The sequence below is a fragment of the Leptotrichia sp. oral taxon 498 genome (assembly GCF_002240055.1).
GTDB classification, from domain to species: Bacteria; Fusobacteriota; Fusobacteriia; order Fusobacteriales; family Leptotrichiaceae; genus Leptotrichia; species Leptotrichia rugosa.
This window is the reverse complement of the sequence record NZ_CP016753.1, coordinates 1,728,808-1,748,374: the sequence shown is the minus strand read 5'-3', so window position 1 is coordinate 1,748,374 and position 19,567 is coordinate 1,728,808. Positions and strand designations below refer to the sequence as shown.

At 29.9% G+C, this 19,567-nt stretch carries 16 protein-coding genes; 1 reads left to right on the top strand and 15 read right to left on the bottom strand.

What is annotated here, in order from left to right; all coding sequences use genetic code 11:
• Positions 1 to 60 precede the first annotated feature (60 nt).
• From pyrI to BCB68_RS08600, 11 genes are all read right to left on the bottom strand, one after another.
• Complete coding sequence (gene pyrI / locus BCB68_RS08650) at positions 61 to 522, bottom strand: aspartate carbamoyltransferase regulatory subunit (protein WP_094080408.1); 462 nt, start codon at positions 520 to 522, stop codon at positions 61 to 63.
• 38 nt (positions 523 to 560) lie between these two features.
• Positions 561 to 1,487 carry an aspartate carbamoyltransferase gene (gene pyrB, locus BCB68_RS08645; RefSeq protein WP_094080407.1) on the bottom strand — a complete coding sequence of 309 codons (927 nt, stop codon included), beginning with the start codon at positions 1,485 to 1,487 and terminating at the stop codon, positions 561 to 563.
• A gap of 369 nt (positions 1,488 to 1,856) precedes the next feature.
• Positions 1,857 to 4,049, bottom strand: a complete 2,193-nt coding sequence (locus BCB68_RS08640) for an ATP-dependent helicase (protein ID WP_094080406.1) — start codon at positions 4,047 to 4,049, stop codon at positions 1,857 to 1,859.
• 22 nt (positions 4,050 to 4,071) lie between these two features.
• Positions 4,072 to 5,148, bottom strand: a complete 1,077-nt coding sequence (locus BCB68_RS08635; protein ID WP_094080405.1) for a thymidine kinase — start codon at positions 5,146 to 5,148, stop codon at positions 4,072 to 4,074.
• 129 nt (positions 5,149 to 5,277) lie between these two features.
• On the bottom strand, positions 5,278 to 6,171 hold the full coding sequence (gene thrB / locus BCB68_RS08630) for a homoserine kinase (protein WP_094080404.1): 894 nt from the start codon (positions 6,169 to 6,171) through the stop codon (positions 5,278 to 5,280).
• Between the two features lie 94 nt (positions 6,172 to 6,265).
• Positions 6,266 to 7,858 carry a phosphoglycerate dehydrogenase gene (gene serA / locus BCB68_RS08625; protein ID WP_094080403.1) on the bottom strand — a complete coding sequence of 531 codons (1,593 nt, stop codon included), beginning with the start codon at positions 7,856 to 7,858 and terminating at the stop codon, positions 6,266 to 6,268.
• A 270-nt stretch (positions 7,859 to 8,128) separates the two neighbouring features.
• On the bottom strand, positions 8,129 to 9,301 hold the full coding sequence (locus BCB68_RS08620; protein ID WP_237048730.1) for a PTS transporter subunit EIIC: 1,173 nt from the start codon (positions 9,299 to 9,301) through the stop codon (positions 8,129 to 8,131).
• Between the two features lie 869 nt (positions 9,302 to 10,170).
• Positions 10,171 to 11,052: an endonuclease/exonuclease/phosphatase family protein gene (locus BCB68_RS08615; RefSeq protein ID WP_094080402.1), complete on the bottom strand. Its 882-nt coding sequence runs from the start codon at positions 11,050 to 11,052 to the stop codon at positions 10,171 to 10,173.
• An 80-nt stretch (positions 11,053 to 11,132) separates the two neighbouring features.
• Positions 11,133 to 11,468, bottom strand: a complete 336-nt coding sequence (locus BCB68_RS08610; RefSeq protein ID WP_094080401.1) for a DUF4298 domain-containing protein — start codon at positions 11,466 to 11,468, stop codon at positions 11,133 to 11,135.
• A 114-nt stretch (positions 11,469 to 11,582) separates the two neighbouring features.
• On the bottom strand, positions 11,583 to 12,155 hold the full coding sequence (gene efp, locus BCB68_RS08605; RefSeq protein ID WP_068157814.1) for an elongation factor P: 573 nt from the start codon (positions 12,153 to 12,155) through the stop codon (positions 11,583 to 11,585).
• A 43-nt stretch (positions 12,156 to 12,198) separates the two neighbouring features.
• A complete protein-coding gene (locus BCB68_RS08600) occupies positions 12,199 to 12,963 on the bottom strand; it encodes an SIMPL domain-containing protein (RefSeq protein ID WP_237048610.1) in 765 nt (254 codons plus the stop codon).
• 194 nt (positions 12,964 to 13,157) lie between these two features.
• Here BCB68_RS08600 and BCB68_RS08595 point away from each other — a divergent pair, with 194 nt between their 5' ends.
• Positions 13,158 to 13,595, top strand: a complete 438-nt coding sequence (locus tag BCB68_RS08595) for a CGGC domain-containing protein (RefSeq protein WP_094080399.1) — start codon at positions 13,158 to 13,160, stop codon at positions 13,593 to 13,595.
• 158 nt (positions 13,596 to 13,753) lie between these two features.
• Here the strand turns inward: BCB68_RS08595 and lon are convergent, their stop codons facing one another.
• From lon to tig, 4 genes are all read right to left on the bottom strand, one after another.
• A complete protein-coding gene (gene lon / locus BCB68_RS08590; protein ID WP_094080812.1) occupies positions 13,754 to 16,138 on the bottom strand; it encodes an endopeptidase La in 2,385 nt (794 codons plus the stop codon).
• A gap of 33 nt (positions 16,139 to 16,171) precedes the next feature.
• Positions 16,172 to 17,422 carry an ATP-dependent Clp protease ATP-binding subunit ClpX gene (gene clpX / locus BCB68_RS08585; RefSeq protein ID WP_094080398.1) on the bottom strand — a complete coding sequence of 417 codons (1,251 nt, stop codon included), beginning with the start codon at positions 17,420 to 17,422 and terminating at the stop codon, positions 16,172 to 16,174.
• Between the two features lie 30 nt (positions 17,423 to 17,452).
• Positions 17,453 to 18,028: an ATP-dependent Clp endopeptidase proteolytic subunit ClpP gene (gene clpP, locus BCB68_RS08580; protein WP_094080397.1), complete on the bottom strand. Its 576-nt coding sequence runs from the start codon at positions 18,026 to 18,028 to the stop codon at positions 17,453 to 17,455.
• Positions 18,029 to 18,236: 208 nt separating this feature from the next.
• The gene (gene tig, locus BCB68_RS08575; RefSeq protein WP_094080396.1) at positions 18,237 to 19,523 is read right to left on the bottom strand and encodes a trigger factor; all 1,287 of its coding nucleotides are present in this window, start codon (positions 19,521 to 19,523) and stop codon (positions 18,237 to 18,239) included.
• Positions 19,524 to 19,567: the final 44 nt, after the last annotated feature.

Sequence of the window (19,567 nt, the reverse complement as noted above, 5' to 3'; positions counted from 1 at the left end):
ATTTTCTCTCCATTTCAAATTTTTGTTAAAAATTTTTATTTTATTATTTTTTCAAAAAATTTATTTAGTTTTTAAATGAATTTCATCTTCTGAAATTATTTTTTCGCAATAAAAACACTTGTATTTATTTTCTTCTTTTAATCTTACAAATTTTGTCTTAATATTTTCGTGATTTGAAATACATTTTGGATTATCGCATTTCACAAGTTCTTCAACTTCATCCAGTCTTTCTAATTTCGTTTTTTCCACAACTTCATAATCTTCAATAATATTTATTGTAGCATCTGGCGCAATAAGCGAAATATTATTAAGCTCATTTTCCTGCAAAATTTTATCTTCAATTTTTATAATCCCTTTTTTCACAAGCGAACTGCTTGGCATATTTGTAGCAACTGTAATTCTTTGCGAATAATTTTTTAACTTTAAAATTTCCACAATCAAAAAAACTTTTTTCGATGGAATATGGTCAATTACAATTCCGTCTTTTATAGCTCCAATTAATAATTCTTTTCCTTTACTCATTCCATTTACCTTTCGTTTAAAAATCAAATAATAAATTATTATACCATTTTTTCTTTTTCTAAAACTTTTAACATCATTGCTTGTCTAATAGGAATTCCGTTTTTAGCCTGTTTAAAATACAGCGCATGTTTTGTCGAATCTAAATCTGTCGAAATTTCATCAACTCTTGGAAGCGGATGCAGAATAATCATATCTTCTTTACATTTTCCTATAATATTTTTTTTATTTATAATGTAAACTCCCTTTAATTTCTCATATTCATCAACATCGAGAAATCTCTCTTTTTGAATTCGAGTCATATAAAAGACATCGATTTTATCAAGACAATCTCTGAAATCAGATAAAATTTCATATTTTATGTTATTTTTACGCAAATTTTCCAGCAAATAATCCGGCATCTGCAAAATTTGCGGTGCCACAAAATAAACTGTTGGATTAAAGTGAGTTAGCGCTCTCATAAGTGAATGAACTGTTCTTCCATATTTTAAATCGCCAACAAACGCAATTGATAAATTTTCGAGCGTCCCTTTTTCTTCCAAAATTGTGTATAAATCTAATAAAGTTTGGCTTGGATGTTGATTTGAACCATCCCCTGCGTTTATGACAGGTTTTATTGAAGCAACTGAAGCAAGTCTTGCCGCTCCGTCAAATGGGTGTCTTACAACAATCACATCAGAATAGCTTTCCACCATTTTTATTGTATCCAAAAATGATTCGCCTTTTTTTAGCGAAGAATATTCCGCTGGTGGCAACTGCAAAACATTTGCTCCCAATCTATAAGCTGCCGACTCAAAAGACATCTTTGTCCGTGTGCTCGGTTCAAAAAAAAGAGTGGAAACAATTTTGCCACTTAAAATTTTTAATTTTTCTTCTTCTGGAGTATTTTCAATTTTTTTTGCTAACCTTAAAATTTCCATTATCTCTTCTTTTGCCATATCATTCATTGAAATAATATCTTTTTTCATCTTTTTCTCCTATTTTTTATTTTTATCCCAAGAATTTTTACTGATTAAATAATAACATATTTTTTGGGGTAATTCAATAAATCTAAAAAAAATCTATAATTTTTTTCTTTATATCTATTCAGTTTTTTATCGAGAGCTTTAAAATTAAATTTACATTTTTTTCATTATCTTATATCTACTTACTTTTTAGATTTTAATATTAATTTATTTTAATTTCATTATTTCAAAAATTATCTTTTTAAATTATAAAAAATGGTTATTTAATAATAAAGAGTAGAATTTTTTTCTACTCTTCAATTCTAACTACAATTTTAAGTTTCATTAATTTTAAGTTTCATTTTAATTAAATTATTTTAATTTATTAAATTTTTAATTTTCCAAAATTTTATCGGCAAGTATCAACGCAATTTTTTTCTCTCCAACTTTAAATTCCACAGTCATACTTTTTGTATCAACTTTTTTTATTTTTCCCGAACCAAATTTTTTGTGAGTCACAGTTTGCCCCACTTTATATTTTGAATTTTCAGTTTTTTCAACTTTTCTTAGCTTAACTTTTCTACCAAATCCACCTTTTGAAAATGGATTAAAGTTTTCAATTGTTGGAACACTTTTGGCTACAGAAGATCTTCTTAAAGTTCCAAATCTTCCACCAACATATTCTAAGTTATCCTGTTTCATCTCATACAAAAATCTTGAAGGTTTTCTAAAGTTGTCGTCTCTTCCCCAAATTTTTCTTGTCGAAGCGTAAGAAATAAACAGTTCTTTTTTAGCACGAGTAATTGCCACATAGCAAAGTCTTCGCTCTTCTTCAATTTCTTCTTCTGGCGTATCAAATGAAATTGAGGGAAATAGTCCTTCTTCCATTCCCGCTAAAAATACATAGTCAAATTCCAATCCTTTTGAGCTGTGAATTGTCATAAGTTTTACATAATTTTCATCTTCTTCGATGTTGTCCGATGATGAAGTTAATGAAATCATATCAAGATATTCAGCTAATGAAATATCTGGATTTTGTTTTTCTGCTTCAATTATACTATTCAAAAGTTCTTCTATATTTTTTATTCTATCTTCTTTATTATCTTCAAGGCTATCAATATAGCTTGTCTTTGACAAAACTTGTTCAAAGATCTCTTTTATTGATAAATTTTCAAGGTTTGAATGAATACTTTCCATCATATTATAAAAACTTTTTAATGTTGGCTTTACAGTTGCTCTAATTGAAATTTCATCAACATATTTCAGTGCATCCAACATTGATACATTTTTTTCGATCGCAAATTCTGAAATTTTTTGAAGAGTCTTTTCTCCAACTGCTCTTTTTGGAACATTTATAATTCTTGCAAAATTGTGATTGTCATTTCTATTATTTAACAAACTTAAATATGCCAAAATATCTTTTATTTCCTTCCTTTGAAAAAACTGCATTCCACCGTAAATTTTATATGGTACATTAGCTGCCAGCAATTTTTCTTCCAATATTCGAGATTGTGCATTCGTACGATAAAGTATCGTCATATTTTTATAAGAAGCTCCATTTTTAACTTTTTTTCTTATTTCCGACACGATGTAATTTGCTTCATCAAAAATATCTGTGGCGTTGTAAACTTTAATTTTTTCTCCTTCACTAGAATTTGTCCAAAGATTTTTTCCTTTCGAGCTTTTATTGTTTTTAATAAGTTCATTTGCTGTATCAAGTATCTTTTTAGTTGAACGGTAATTCTGCTCCAATTTTACGGTAAACGCATCTTTGTAATCTCGCTCAAAATTCAGTATATTGTTAATATTTGCTCCACGAAAAGCGTAAATACTCTGATCTTCATCTCCCACGACGCAAATATTTTTATATTTTTCTGCAATCAAATTGATTATCTCGTATTGAATATCATTTGTATCTTGATATTCATCCACCATAATGTACTTATATCTCTCTTGTATTCGTTCAAGAATAAATTTATCGTCCAATAATTTTCTTGCATTCACAAGCAAATCCGAAAAGTCCATCGCATTATTTTTTTTCAAAGTTTCATTATAACTTTGATAAATTTGTGCAAAAATTTTATTTGCTGGAATTTTCAAGTCAACTTGCTGCCCTAATTCGTTCACGCCAATTCCCTGTTCCTTCAATTTACTAATTCTATTTGCCAAAACTCCAGGTTTTGAACTGTCATTGTCTCCAATGTTCATTTCTTTTTTTATTTTTGTAATAATGGATTTTTGGTCATCCACATCATAAATATTAAAATTTCTGTCATATCCAATTCTATCAGCATACATTTTTAAAAGTCTTACAGAAAAAGCATGAAATGTCGAAACTACCAAATTTTGTGCTTCACTTCCAATAAGTTCTTCAGCTCTTTCCTTCATCTCTCTTGCAGCCTTATTAGTAAAAGTTAACGCAAGTATGTTAAGTGGTGAAATTCCTTTTTCTTTTATCATATGTGCCATTCTGTAAGTGACTGTTCTCGTTTTCCCGCTTCCAGCTCCAGCTAAAATTAACACAGGCCCTTCAACTTTTTCCGCCGCTTTTCTCTGTTCTTCATTCAATTTATCTAAAATACTCAATTTTCTTCTCCTTTTTTATTTTCTAAATCATTCTATACCCAATTCCAGCTAATTTAGAAATTTTTTCAATTATTTGATTTTCTTCAATTTCATTATTATTGCTAGTCTTTTTATAAACAATTTCTCTTAAATTTAAATCCGATTTTTTTATCAGATCAGCCATGACCAAAATTTGATTCAAAGCTCCCTTTTTATTTTTTGAAACAATTATAACTTCAGAATCTTTTCGTAACTCACACATAAAATCCAAAATTGTATAATTTTTTTCAATTGGAAGCAAAATCCCACCTGTAATTCTCACAAACAAAAAATCATTTTTTGAAATTTTTTCTCCAACTTTTTTCCGCAAATTTTTTAGCGCATTTTTTTCACAATTTAAAATATTTCCACTTAGAATTATCGTTTCACTTTTAATATTTTCATGTTTTGCCAAATTTTTTATATACATTTCTTCAACAAATTTTTTTCCAACATTAATTTCAGTTCCAACAAAAAAATAAATTTTAGCTTTTTTTTCATTTCTGTGATTTATAATAAAATGCCTTTTACATCTAGCTTCGTAATTTTCACTTGTTCCAACCATCACAAGCGGATCTTCATAATACGCAGGTTTCCCATCTAAAAGTCTTTGACTCGCATAAGCAGGTTTTCCGCAAACGGTACAAATAGCATGTAATTTATCAACTTCGTCAGCAATTGCCATAAGTTCTGGAACAGGCTCATACGGCTCTGCTCTAAAACTTAAATCAAGCCCCGCCACAATCACTCTTTTTCCAAAATTTACATATTTCTTACAAAAATCCACAATTTCATCACCAAAAAACTGAACTTCATCAATTCCAATAATTTCAGCATCAATATTTTCATCCATAATTTTTTCCATTTCAGCGACATCTTTTACCGGATATGCAAAAATACTTTCTTTTCTATGAGAAAATACGCCATTTTCTCCATATCTATTATCGACAGAATGTTTAAATGTAACAACTTTTTGTTTTGCAAATTTCGCTCTTCTGAGTCGTCTTATAAGTTCTTCACTTTTCCCAGAAAACATACTTCCAGTTATTACTTCGAGTGTTCCTATTTTAGGATTTTCCATCTTTCCCCTTTCTAATTTTTTATAAAAAAAATAAAAGATATAAACTGTAAAATACAGTAAATATCAATTATTTTTTATTAAATTTATTTATTTTAAAATTTTTATTTAAATTTTTGTTTATTTATTTATTCAAAAAACTTCAGCTCCATATAAATTTATTTTTTTCTTTTCAATAGTCCATTTATCTGGCAATTTTTCAAGTTCTTTTCTCATATTTTCCAAAAATTCATCGTTGTCATAATTAAGCGAGATTAAAGTTGGTCCCGCACCACTTATGTATTCTCCCAATGCTCCATATTTTTTCGACATTTCAAATATTTTTTCAGAATCGTTTATAAGTGCAAATCTATAAGGCTGATGAATTTTATCTCCCAATAAAAATCTTAAATTTTGATATTCTCCTTTGCTAAAAGCATTTACTAATAACCCAAGTTTTGACATATTGTTAATTACATCCGAAACTAAATAAGAATTTGGAAGTACACTTCTAGCTTTCTCAGTTGATAATTTAAAATCTGGTATCATAACATAAAAACATAAGTCATCTGAACTAAGAAGCGAACTATACACCAATTTATCCTTGTCGTGAGCAGTCAAGACCATTCCTCCAAATATTGCAGGTACGACATTGTCTGGATGTCCTTCCATTTCTACAGCTAATTCTGCGATTTTATCCATGTCCAAAACATCTCCAGCAAATTTATTTGCAATTAAAATTCCCGCAACAATTGCTGATGAGCTACTCCCAAGCCCACGAGAAATAGGAATGTCGTTTCTTGTAATATTCACTTTGTAGCTTGGAATATTTTTTACCAAATGTTTTTCAGTATATTTTATCGCTTCAAAAATTAAATTTTCTTCAATCGGTATTGGAAAAGGTTTTCCATTTTCAAAAAACTCAATTTTATCGCTCTCTTCAACTTCCATTTCCAAAAAATAATCTAGTGCAACTCCCAGACAATCATAACCAACACCAATATTTGCAGAAGTTCCCGGTACTCTAACTTTAAATTTTAAACCCATTTCTTGTTATAAATCGAAAAATTTTAATTTGATTAAAACTTTTCGATCGTGCTCCTTTCTTATTCTTTTTTTTCTTTTCTTTGTTTTATATTTTTTATAATTTCAAATCCAAATAATGAGCCCATTTAATTTGACTTAATTTTCTCAAATTTCTAAGCGCATTTCCTTCTACTTCACTATCCACAGTAAGTAGCATTATAGCACTGTTATCTCTTCTTCCAACATTCATTGTTGCAATATTCACACCAGCTTTTCCTAATGTTGCTCCAACAGCTCCAATTACTCCTGGAACATCGTCATTTCCAAGATAAATCATGTTATCTGAAATTGCCATGTCGACATCGTGTTTTTTGATGTTTACTATTCTCTCTTCACCATTTATCCCAATTGTTCCGACAACATGAACTTTATGCCCTTCTTCATTACTTACAACAAATTCAATTGCTGACGCGTAATTTTTGTACTTTTCATCTTTTTTATTTATTGAAATATTAATTCCTCTTTTTTCAGCAAGCGGTCTTGAATTTATGTAATTCACTTCTTCTTTTAATACAGGCTCCAAAATCCCTTTTATTGCAGTTGCATCAACTAATGCTGTTTCTTGCTGGGCTATTTCACCGTAATAATTAATTACGATATTTGAAATTGGATTTTTTTCAATTTGAAAATAAATTTTTCCCAATTTTTCAGCTAAATTTATATAAGGTTTTACGATTAAATATTCTTCTCTTCCAATTGACGGCAAGTTCACCGCTGTTTCCACGATTTCTCCACGAAGTCCGTTTAATACTTGTTTTACAACTTGAGTTCCAACATTTCTTTGCGCTTCGTAAGTTGTCGCTCCGATATGTGGTGTTGCAATCGCATTTTCAAATTCATAAAGTACACATTCACTTCTTGGCTCAACTGAGTGAACATCGTAACCGAAACTTGCTATTTTCCCACTTCTTAGACCTTCTGCAACTGCCTCTTCATTAAATAATCCTCCACGAGCCGCATTGACAAGTCTAACTCCATCTTTTAACTTAGAAATATTTTCAGAATTTATTATATTTATTGTTTCATTTGTCTTCGGTGTATGAATTGTAATTACATCTGATTTTTTTAAAAGTTCATCAAGCGTATTTGCTTTTTCACAATTATTTCTCTTAAATATTTCATCAGAAATATATGGATCATATGCAATTAAATTCATTCCAAACGCTTTCATTCTCTTTGCCATAAGACTTCCAATTCTTCCTAGACCAATGATTCCCAATGTTTTTTCAAATAATTCATTTCCAACAAAAATTTCTCTTTCCCATTTTCCGCTTTTTATAAAATTATTTGCTGAAACTATATTTCTTGCTGACGCTATCATAAGTCCAATTGCAATTTCACAAGCCGAAACTGTGTTGCTGTCAGGCGTATTTGCAACAATTACTCCGTGTGCAGTAGCTTCGGGAATATTGATATTATCAACTCCATTCCCAGCACGACCTACTATTTTTAAATTTTTAGCTCTATCAAGCAATTCTTTGTCAACTTTAATAACACTTCTCACAATTAAAGCGTCATAATCTTGTATAATATCTAAGATTTCTTCTCTTTTAATTCCAATTTTCACATCCACTTTTATATCTTTTGCCTCTTTTAAATGTGAAATTGCTTCATCATCAATATATTCTCCAACTAGTATTTTGAACATAGTCTCTCCTTTTTTGACTTTAAAATTTCTATTTTATATACAAATATTATAATGTATCACTATTTTACACTATATCTCGATATTTTTTAATATTTGCAATACTTAATTATGTATTTATTTTACCAAATCTTTGATTAAAATTCAAGGACTGAAATAAAAAAATAAAAAAAGCAGGAGTTAAAACTCCCGCCAAATTTTATTAATTTATTCTCAAATTCCGCAACAAATAATATTATTGTAAAGCTTAATCTATATTTTTATAGCTTTTTATTAATTTGTTAAACTTCCTTTGTTTAATTTTGGATTTTTAGAGAATACAAATGTCAATACGAATGCCAATCCAAAAGCAACTATTGAAGCTAACCAGAATCCTAATTGATGAGCACCTTCAAATTTAATTGATAGGAATGCTAATGCAATTCCTCCAACTCCGATTCCATTTGCCAATACGTTAAATCCAGTAGAAATAACTGCTGCTAATGCTGAAGCTGTTATTGCTGCATAAAATGGGTACATATATTTCAAGTTTGCCCCAAATAAAGCTGGTTCTGTAATCCCAAAACAAGCTGATACAGTTGAAGATAACGATACTGATTCTTGTTTTTTATCTTTTTTGTAAATAAAGTATGTTGCAAAAACTGCACCTGATTGTGCCATATTTGACAGTGCAATCAATGGCCAAATGAATGTTCCACCCGAAGCTGCCGCCAATTGTAAATCAACTGCTATAAATGTGTGATGTAGTCCTGTTATAACCAATGGTGCATAAGTTGAACCAAATAAAAGTGCTCCAACATATTTTAGCCCCGGTGTCTTAAATAAGAACGCAAATATTGCAACTAACCATTCTCCTAATGTTCTAGCAAATGGTCCAATGAATAAAATTGTTAAGAATCCTGTAACTATCAATGTAATAAATGGAACCCACACTAATTTTAATACTTCTGGTGTTCTCTTATTAAAGAAACCTTCAATATAACATAATGCAATTCCTGCAAACATTGCTGGCAATACTTGTGCCTGATATCCAACTAACATTAATTTTGTAAATCCTAAATTTAACACATGCTTTCCTGCCTCAATGTTAAACGGATCTTTTCCACCAAATAAATGAGCATATTTAGCTGAACCATTAATTAAAATATCTTTTAGGTGAACTCCTGCACCTGCCAATTCCTTACTTGAAGAAATATCACCGTAAACATAGGCATTTAACATAGTTCCTGCTACTAACATCAATCCTAGCACAATACCAAGAGCTTCGTTCCCCTTGAACTTTCTAACTGTAGACCAGCAAACTAATACTGGCAGCATTCCGAATACAGCTCCACCAATCCAGTCTGTAAAGAATAAAATAACTCTTGCTAATTCCGAAATATCTTTAAATGATTTTCCACCTAAAAATGGTAAATTAGCTTGTAAAAAGTTTCCAATACCAAGCATAAGCCCTCCAGCTACCAATGCTGGAATTAACGGCACAAAAATTTCCGCTAAATGTGCAACCATTCTTTGTAATAATGGCTGCTGTTTCATTGCGGCTTTTTTTACATCTTCTTTTGAAGCCGCTTGAATACCTGACACATTTATAAATTCCTTATAAAAGTCTCCAACATCATTTCCGACAATTACTTGAAACTGTCCCGCATTAGTAAACGTTCCCTTAACAGAATCAAGCTGTCCTATCTCTTTTGGATTTGCTTTTTTCTCATCCGCAAGAGAAAATCTCATTCTAGTCGCACAATGAGTTACTGCTACGACATTTTCTTTTCCGCCGACAAGTTTTAATAACTTAACGGCATCATCATGATACTTATTCGTGAACTACTCACGACTAAAAGTCAAGAGCTTCATAAGATAACTGAAAAAGTAAGTTATCTTCTAAGAAGTTTGATTTTAAAATCCTTATTCTTTTTGGCTAGTCCACAATAGCCACTACTAGATAAGACATTATGTCTACACTGCTACTTTTTATCTGTATATTAATTTTAAACCCAAATATATTATACTCTAAAATTAGTAATATTGCAAATTTTAAAGCAATATTTTCAATGTTGGTGTTATTCATCTCATGGCTAAAGCCACGAGTGTTCTAACACACTTAATAAAAACTCCTCTCTAAGATAAAATTATAATTCGATATTTTTCAATAACAATATATTATACCTTATTTTCTATCAAAGTCAAGACCATCAAAAAAAAGAAATTTACAACTTTTATATACCTTGATAATTTAATATTTCCGCAAATTTTAATAAATGAGTTATATATTATATTTTATTCAATTAAAATTTATTTTTCTTTTAAGTTTAATTTCATTCACTCGTCGTCGAATATTCTGAAAAAATTAATAAATGATCTGACACATATTTTTTAATTTCAGCATAATTATCATTTTTTATAAAGTTATAAACTCCAGAATTTCCAGTAAATTCTTTTGTTTTTTTACGATTAATAAAAAAATTGTCGTATGAACTTACAAGTTTAGTGTCCGATAATGTTGTTGGGTTTTCCTTTGGGTCTAAAATATATGAAACATCGTATTTTTCAGACAAATTTTTAAAAGCTAAGCTATCCGCAGACATGTTAAAATCTCCCGCAATAATTATGTCATCTTCGTCTGTGAGTTTTGAAAAATATTCGTAGACATTCGCATAATTTGAAGCTTCAATAAGTCTTTGCTTTTCTTTGTCCCCGAAAACCGAGTGCGCTATGATGTAGACAAAATCGAAGTTTCCACTTTTAAAATATGCGCCAAAAGGTTCCCGCATAAACTCATTTTCATCCTTTTCCACATAAAATCCGACTGGCTTTGCTTCCAAAAATTTATTTTTTCTGTAAATAAAAGCATAAAATTCCCGATAATTTTCACTTCCCACAGAATGATCTGAAATTATATAATTCCAATTTTCTTGCGTCAATTTTTCCAATTGAGCTTTCACTTTTTTTACACCTTTTTCATTCATAACCTCTTCTATCCCAATCAAATCAAAATTTGCCAAAATTTTTGCAAATGCTAAATAATCCTTTTGCTTTTCTCCAAGTCTTAACGCATTAAACGAAGCAATTAAAACTGTATTTTCACTCCGATTAATCCCACTTCCTAAATCTAAATCAGTATTTTTCTTTTTTGAACAGCAAAATAAACCTAAAATGATAATTATAAATATTAACCCTTTTATTATCTTTTTTTTCACTTCAATCAACCCCTTAATTTTTTCATCTAAAATGATTTTTCATAAATTTAAAAGACTCTAATTCCCCTTTAAATAAAAAACTATCTTCTAAGCATCTTCGCCGCAATTTCCACCATTCTAATCGCCAACTCATGGCTGTCCCCAAACAAATCATAAGCCGCATCTTCACTCAAAACTCCGCATTTTAAGTCCTGCGGCAAATTACCATTATTGTAATCGTTTGCATCCGAAAACCAATTTTTACTGCTGTAATACTCGTCTAATTTTCTATAATCTGAAAAATTTTTTTCTAATTTATCTAGCGCCAAATTTACTTCTCTAAATATATCTGCCGATTTATCCAAAATTTTTTCCATTTCTTCAATTCTTTTTATTTTTTCAGCTATTTCAGCTTTTTTTGTTTTTTTATCATCCATAAATTTCTCATCTCCTAAATTTTAATATAATATTAATTATAACTTATTTTTCAAAAAAAAGCCATCGTTTTTTAACGATAGCTCATAATTTTATCCTTTTTTTTATTTTCGTTATTAATTTGCTCTTTCGATGTATTCTCCAGTTCTTGTGTCAATTTTGATTTTATCTCCAATTACGACAAATAAAGGAACCTGTAAGCTGTAACCATTTGCTAGTGTTGCAGGTTTTGTTGCTCTTCCGATTGTATCTCCTTTTAATCCTGGCTCAGTATAAGTGATTTCCCTAATTACCGTATTAGGTAGTTCCACACCAACTGGTCTTCCTTCATACATCAATACTTGAATAATCATTTCTTCTTCTAAAAAGTTTACTGCATCTCCTAAATCTTCTGCTGTTAATGCTATTTGCTCAAAAGTTTCCTGATCCATAAAGTTGTAATCGCCGTCGCTCTCGTACAAAAATTGCATTTGATTTCTATCTAAAATAATGTCGTCCATAAGTTCGGTAGCAAGTACTGTAATTTCTTGAATTTTTCCAGAAATTAATTCTTTTGTCTTAAATTTTACTTCTGCCGCTCTTTGTCTTTTTCCTGATGTCGATTGATGTCTTTCAGCTTTTAGTATTAAATATGGTATGTTGTCCTTTCTGTATGTACTTCCCTGTCTTAATTCTGCTGCTGGTTTCATTAATTTTCCTCCTGATTTATTTTATTTATTATTTTTAAATTAACTAATATCTTATAAAATAAGTGGCTGTTACAACTAGACGCATCCTTTTGTAAATTTGATTTTGCATTTCTTCATCTTTATTTAAGATATCTTCATTATCTTTTAATATCTCAAATTGTCCTTGTGTCATACTTTTTAAACCGTTTATTTCATTGCTGTTTACTTTTAACATTTCAATTGCTCTAAATTCTGCATTTTTTGTTGCATCAACTAACAAATCCTTCTTATATTTATCAATGTTTGTAACAATATATTCTGGCTTTGTAATTTCAATATTGTCACTTTGTAATTTTAACTCCAATAAATTTTCATAGAACTTTTTAGCTTTATCAATATCTCCAGTTACAATTGATATAATTTCCTGTCCGTCGTAATTTAAAATTTTACTTTCTAAAGCCACTGTCTCTTCATTATTTTGAGAAGCTTTCTCTTTTGCTTTATCATAATTTGGCTGAATTTTTAAATTTTCAATGTCGTAACTATTTTCACTGATTTTTAAACTTTTTAACTTGTCAATTACAATTTTTTCCCTCGCATCTATTTCTTTTTTTAAATTATCTAAATTTTCATTTTTATTTGAAATTATTATTTTAATAAGTGCCTTGTCCGATTTAATTCTCTTTTCGGCAACTCCTTTTACTGTAATTCTATTATCCAGCTTATTTGTCTTATCAATTGCATTTGAAATTAACGCCGCCGACACAATCAACCCAAAAGATAATATTGTAGAAATTATTATAAATTGTACTTTTTTCAATTTGTTCACTCCTTAGTTATTGAAGTTTTTACTTTTTAAATTATAATTTATTTTAAAAAAAATGTCAATTAATTTTTGCAATTTACTTATCTTATCAAGTAAAATTAATTTAATTGATTTTTCCCTAAAATTATGATATTTTATAATAAATAATTTTATTTAAGTAGATTTTAAAAGTTTTAAATATATTTTGAGGTGATGCTATGGATTTATCAAAAATTAAATTGGTTATAATAATTCAATGTGAAATTGCAAAAAGACGCTGTAGTGGGTATCATTGCAGCCAGTCATTTTATGAGAGAAGCGGTGGATTTTCAAAATATCCATTGGAGCAAGATATAAGACTTCTTATGTTTCAATGTGGAGGATGTAATGGAAAAGGAATAAATTCCCTTTTGTCGAATGTGAATAAATGTATTAAAAAAGAAGGAAAGATTACACCTGAAGAAGTGGCTATACACTTTGCTTCCTGTGTTACACTTGACAATCATCATTCTTCCAGATGTATGTTTTTAAATCATATGAAACAGCAAGTTTTAAAAACTCCTTTTAGAGATTCGCTTATTTTGGAAGATACTTGGTATTCTAAAACTGCGACTAGGAGACGTGCGGAAGGCATTTATAAAACAAATAAAAGCTAAAAAATTAAAAGAAGAATGTTAAGATATATAAACCTTTTTGTAAATATATCAAAAAATTTCTATATCACTATATTTCTATATACACTTATATAGATTTTGAATGTTATTAAATATTTTTTATACAAAAAAATCAGATGCACAAAACATCTGACTTTTTATTATATTACTTTATTTTCTTTTTTTTCAGAAATCTTTTTTGCCACTTTTTTAGTTACAACTTTTTTCGCTTTTTTTTCATCTTTAAAAACTATTTTTTTAACATCGTCGTAAGTTTTGGCAAAATAAAATTTCATTTGTTTCGATATTTCCTTTGGCAATTCTTCCGTATCGATTTTATTGTCAAAAGGCAGTACAACTTCTCTTATTCCAACTCTGTGCGCTCCTATAACTTTTTCCTTAATTCCACCGACTGCTAAAACTTCTCCTGTAATCGTGATTTCTCCAGTCATTGCTACATCTTGTCTCACTTCTTTATTTGTCAAGACAGAAATTATCGCTGTAGTTATTGTAATTCCCGCAGAAGGTCCATCTTTTGGCACCGCTCCTTCAGGAAAATGTAAGTGAACATCGCATTTTTCATAAAAGTTTTCTTTTATTCCCAATTTATCTTTTATATATCTCACATAAGAATAGGCAACTTGAGCAGATTCCTTCATCACATCTCCCAATTTTCCAGTGAGCTGCAGCCTTCCTTTTCCATCCATTTTAACCGCCTGAACTTCCAATGTAGTTCCTCCGACAACTGTCCATGCAAGTCCATTTACAACTCCAACTTTTCCTTCTTCTTTTCTAATCTTATCAGGTCTATATTTGACATTTCCCAAATATTTTTTAATTTTTGTTTCTGTAACCGACAATTTTTTAGTTTTTGAAAGAACTGCTTCCTTTGCCATCTTTCTAAATAATTTCCCAATTTCTCTTTTTAAGTTTCTAACTCCAGCTTCTCTCGTATATTCGTTAATAATCTTTAAAATCGAAGCATCTGAAAATGGAATTTTATAATCTTTCAATCCATTTTCTTCTTGAGTTTGTGGAATTAAATATCTTTTTGCAATATTTAATTTCTCAAATTCTGTATACGATTCGATAAAAATTATCTCCATTCTATCCCTTAATGGTCCTGGAATTCCACCCAAGTCGTTTGCTGTACAAATGAAAAATACTTTGGACAAGTCAAAAGTGTGATCTATGTAATGGTCCTCAAAATTGTTATTTTGTGCGGGATCTAGCACCTCAAGCATAGCAGATGCTGGATCTCCTCTAAAATCAGATGCCATTTTATCAATTTCGTCAAACAACATAACAGGATTATTTACTCCAACTTGTTTCAGCGAATTTACAATTCTTCCTGGCATAGCTCCCACATAAGTTCTTCTATGTCCACGAATTTCAGCTTCATCTCTGACTCCACCAAGCGAAATTCTTGTAAATTTTCTGTTCATCGCACGAGCAACTGAGTGCGCAAGCGAAGTTTTTCCAACACCTGGAGGTCCAACAAGACAGATAATTGAACCTTTTAACGTATTATTCAATTTTTTAACTGCCAAAAATTCTAAGATTCTCTCTTTAACTTCTTCTAAACCGTAGTGGTCCTCATCCAATATTTCTTTTGCTTTTTCAATATCAATTTCATCTTTCGTCGACTTGCTCCAAGGCAAATCTAAAACCGTTTCAACATAACTTCTAATAACCGATGCTTCTGAAGAGAAATCAGGCATTTTTCTAAGTCTTGACACTTCCTTCAAAAGTTTTTCCTTCAAATCTTTTGGGATTTTAGAATTTTTAATTCTTCCATCCAATTCTTGCGCATCTTCTTCATTGTCAATTTCTTCGCCCAGCTCATCTTTTATAACTTTAATTTTTTCTCGCAAGTAGTAATTCTTCTGTAACTCTGCCATCTGCTCCTTTACACGGCTCTCAATATTCATATCCAGTACAAATACTTCCATTTCAATACTCAATACTTCCAAAATTTTTAGAGCACATTTTTCAATATCCGTAATTTCTAAAATTTCCTGCTTTGTAACTGATTTTATTGGCAGATGTGTACAAATTAAATTAAAAACTTTTTCTACATCTTCAATCCCATTTATATTTTGAACAATGTCTGGCAAAATTTTTTGCGTCTTTTTCGCATATTCTGAAAATTTTTCCAAAACTTTTTTTCTCAATGCCTGAGATTTGCTCTCAGAAATAGGTCTTAAAAATATTTTTTCATATTCACAAAAAATTACACCATTTTGTTTTTCAAATTTATTTATTACAACTTTAGATTTTGATTCAACCAAAATTTTTATATTCCCATTCGGCATTTCAACAGATTGGATTATTTTTACTAAAACACCTGTTGTATAAACATCTTTCGGTAATTTTGGCTCTTCCATCTCCGTATCCTTTTGCATTGAAAGAACTAATTTCCCGTCAAAATTATTTATCGCTTCGTCCAGACTTTTTAAACTAGCTTCTCTTCCAATAAAAATCGGCGTTACAGTTTCTGGAAATATAACTAATTCTCTCGTCGCTATATATGGTTTATTTGACATTCTTTCCCCTTTCATAATTTAAATTTTTCTGTTTTATTTTTCTTCTTTTTCAATCTTTACTTTAGTTTTGTCCGTAACAGATTCTTTTGTTATGATAACTTTTTTTACACCTTTTTCAGATGGTATTTCATACATCAAATCTGTCATAACATTTTCAATTATCGAACGAAGCCCTCTGGCTCCAATTTTTCTCTTAAGAGCAAGTTTTGCAATTTCAACAATCGCATCCTTCTCAAATATAAGCTCCACATTTTCCATCTCAAAATATTTTTTATATTGTTTAGTAAGCGAATTTTTAGGCTCAGTAAGTATTTTAATCATAGCTTCTTCATCAAGTCCGTGAAGCGCCGTAATAACTGGAAGTCTTCCAATTATTTCAGGAATAAGTCCAAATTTAATCAAATCTTCAGGAAGCACATTTTCAAATAAAGTCAAATCGTCCAACTTAATATTTTCAGTTTCCAAACCAAATCCAACTTTCTTTTCATTAATTCTATTTTTAACTTTGCTTTCAAGCCCTTCAAATGCTCCACCAACGATAAATAAAATATCTTTTGTGTTAATTTCTATCATCTCTTGATTTGGATGTTTTCTTCCACCTTGAGGCGGCACACTTGCAACTGTCCCCTCAATAATTTTAAGCAGTGCCTGTTGTACTCCTTCTCCAGAAACATCTCTTGTAATTGACATATTTTCTGATTTTCTAGCAATCTTATCAATTTCATCAATGTAAATAATCCCGTGTTCAGCAGCTTCAATGTCATAGTCTGCAGCTTTGATTAATTTAAGCAGCACATTTTCCACATCGTCTCCAACATATCCAGCTTCTGTAAGAGTTGTCGCATCGGCAATTGCCAAAGGTACATTCAACGTTTTAGCAAGCGTCTGTGCAAGTAATGTTTTCCCACTTCCTGTAGGTCCAACTAACAAAACGTTAGATTTTTGCAATTCCACATCGTCATCAACCGATTTATTCTGTTTATGTGTAATTCTTTTAAAATGGTTGTAAACTGCGACAGATAAAACCTTTTTTGCTTTTTCCTGACCAATGATATACTCATCCAGTTTTGCTTTTATTTGAACTGGTTTTAAAAGTGTTATCTCTTTATGTCTATTTTCAAATTCGTCATATTCTCTGAAACTTTCAAGTAACTGTTCACTTTCTTCTATGCATTCGTTACAAATAAAGACATCTTCTTCTTCCTGACTTTGAATAAGTCTTTCAACTTGGGACTCTTCTTTACCGCAAAAAGAACAGTAATATTTTTTCTTATCTTTTGGCATTTTTTCACCTCTTTAAATTTTTAAAATTTTTTATAATATCTTATCTATCAATCCATATTCCACAGCTTCTTCGGCTGACATAAAATTATCTCTTTCTGTATCTCTATAAATTTCTTCAACCGATTTATTCGTTGCTTCAGACAAAATTTTACTTGTGATTTCTTTCATTCGTTCAATTTCTCTTGCCTGAATCTGAATATCTGTCGCTTGTCCTCTTGCTCCTCCAAGTGGCTGATGAATCATTATCCGAGAATTCGGCAACGAATATCTCTTCCCTCTTGTCCCAGCGGCTAAAAGAACTGCTCCCATACTGGCAGCCTGTCCCACGCAAACTGTCGAAACATCACATTTTATATGACGCATTGTGTCATAAATTGCAAGTCCCGCTGTAATTACACCTCCTGGACTGTTAATATACATAACTATATCTTTTTCCTTATCTTGCGCATCTAAAAATAAAAGTTGAGCAACAATCGCATTTGCCATATTATCTTCAACTTCTCCACTCACAAAAATTATTCTATCTTTTAGCAGTCTTGAATAAATGTCGTAACTTCTTTCTCCACGACCGTCATTTTCAATAACTACTGGACTATATACTGACATAACCGTCTCCTTTTCTTACTTTTTATTTATAAATTTATTTTTTTATTTTCTAATTTTTTTAAACTATTTTTACTATATCATAATATTCCCATAAAATCAACACTTTTAATTTATAAAATTATATAAAAAAGAATCTTGCAATAAAGTATATCACAAAATTCTTTTAAAATCAAAATATATAATAATTAAGATTTACTAAATTATTATCTTACTTTACTTTAGTTTCTTTTACCAATAAATCAATAGTTTTTTTGTTTACCAATCTATATTTTGCTTCATCGGCAAATCTTTGGTAATTCCCTGATTTTTTAACTTCATTTAACATTGATTCTTTATCCATTCCATACATTGTAGCCATTACTTCAAATTCGTTATCAACTTCTTCGTCAGTAACTGTGATATTTTCAACTTTTGAAATTTCAGAAAGAACTAATTCGGTTTTAACAGATTTTTCTGCCATTTCTCTTGAATCTTCTCTCATTTTGTCAATAGTTTGACCAGTCATTTGGAAATATTGACTCAAGTTAATTCCTTGCATTTGCAATTGTTGTGCAAATCTATTAATTTGGAATTCAATTTCTCTGTCAACTAGTGCTCTTGGAGCTTCAACATTTGTTCCGTCAACAACTTTTTCGATTATTTTATTTTTAAATTCGTTTTCTACTCTAGCTTCTTCTCTTTTTGTAATATTTTCTCTAGTTTTAGCTCTCATGTCGTCAACTGATTCAAATCCTAATTCTTTTGCCAAATCATCGTTTAATTCAGCTTCTTCTTTTCTTTTAATAGAATTTACCTTTACTTTAAATAAAGCAGGTTTTCCTTTTAAGTTTTCCGCATGATATGCTTCAGGGAACTTAACATTTACATCAAATTCGTCATTTTTCTTGTGTCCTACGATTTGGTCTTCAAAAGTGTCAATAAAGCTATGAGATCCCAAAGTCAAGTCATATCCTTCGGCTTTTCCACCGTCAAATGCAACTCCGTCAACAAATCCTTCAAAATTAATATTTACAACATCATCGTTTTTAGCTTCTTCATTTTCAGGAACTTCTTTTAATTTAGAAGCATTTTTTCTCATTCCTTCAATTTCTTCGTTCACTTTTTCATCAGTTACTTCAAAGTTTTCTTTTTCAACTTCTAGTCCTTTATATTGTCCCAATTCAAACGCAGGTAATACAGGAATTGTAAATACAACTTCAGCTTTGTCTGCTTGAATTTCATATTTTTCTAATTTTATATCTGCAATTGGCTTTAATTCATTTTCTGCAACTGCTTTTTGATATTCATCAGATATTATGTGATTTAAAATTTCTCCGTCAATTTCTTTTTTAAATTTTTTTTCAATAACATTTGCAGGTACATGTCCAGGTCTGAATCCATCCACTTTAGCATCTTTAAAATGCACTAAAACATGTTCTTTTAAGTGTTTAAATTCTTCTCCTTCTCTAACTGCTGATACTTCGTAAGTTGTTTCATCTAATTTTTTTACTGCCATTTAATTTTTCCTCCTAATTTTTTTATTTTATATATTAATTAAAT

Bases quoted from the DNA above. Each gene is read 5' to 3' on its own strand.
- pyrI (WP_094080408.1), bottom strand. From the start codon at position 522: ATGAGTAAAGGAAAAGAATTATTAATTGGAGCTATAAAAGACGGAATT.
- pyrB (WP_094080407.1), bottom strand. From the start codon at position 1,487: ATGAAAAAAGATATTATTTCAATGAATGATATGGCAAAAGAAGAGATA.
- BCB68_RS08635 (WP_094080405.1), bottom strand. From the start codon at position 5,148: ATGGAAAATCCTAAAATAGGAACACTCGAAGTAATAACTGGAAGTATG.
- thrB (WP_094080404.1), bottom strand. From the start codon at position 6,171: ATGGGTTTAAAATTTAAAGTTAGAGTACCGGGAACTTCTGCAAATATT.
- serA (WP_094080403.1), bottom strand. From the start codon at position 7,858: ATGTTCAAAATACTAGTTGGAGAATATATTGATGATGAAGCAATTTCA.
- BCB68_RS08620 (WP_237048730.1), bottom strand. From the start codon at position 9,301: ATGCTTGGTATTGGAAACTTTTTACAAGCTAATTTACCATTTTTAGGT.
- BCB68_RS08610 (WP_094080401.1), bottom strand. From the start codon at position 11,468: ATGGATGATAAAAAAACAAAAAAAGCTGAAATAGCTGAAAAAATAAAA.
- efp (WP_068157814.1), bottom strand. From the start codon at position 12,155: ATGAAACCAGCAGCAGAATTAAGACAGGGAAGTACATACAGAAAGGAC.
- BCB68_RS08595 (WP_094080399.1), top strand. From the start codon at position 13,158: ATGGATTTATCAAAAATTAAATTGGTTATAATAATTCAATGTGAAATT.
- lon (WP_094080812.1), bottom strand. From the start codon at position 16,138: ATGTCAAATAAACCATATATAGCGACGAGAGAATTAGTTATATTTCCA.
- clpX (WP_094080398.1), bottom strand. From the start codon at position 17,422: ATGCCAAAAGATAAGAAAAAATATTACTGTTCTTTTTGCGGTAAAGAA.
- clpP (WP_094080397.1), bottom strand. From the start codon at position 18,028: ATGTCAGTATATAGTCCAGTAGTTATTGAAAATGACGGTCGTGGAGAA.
- tig (WP_094080396.1), bottom strand. From the start codon at position 19,523: ATGGCAGTAAAAAAATTAGATGAAACAACTTACGAAGTATCAGCAGTT.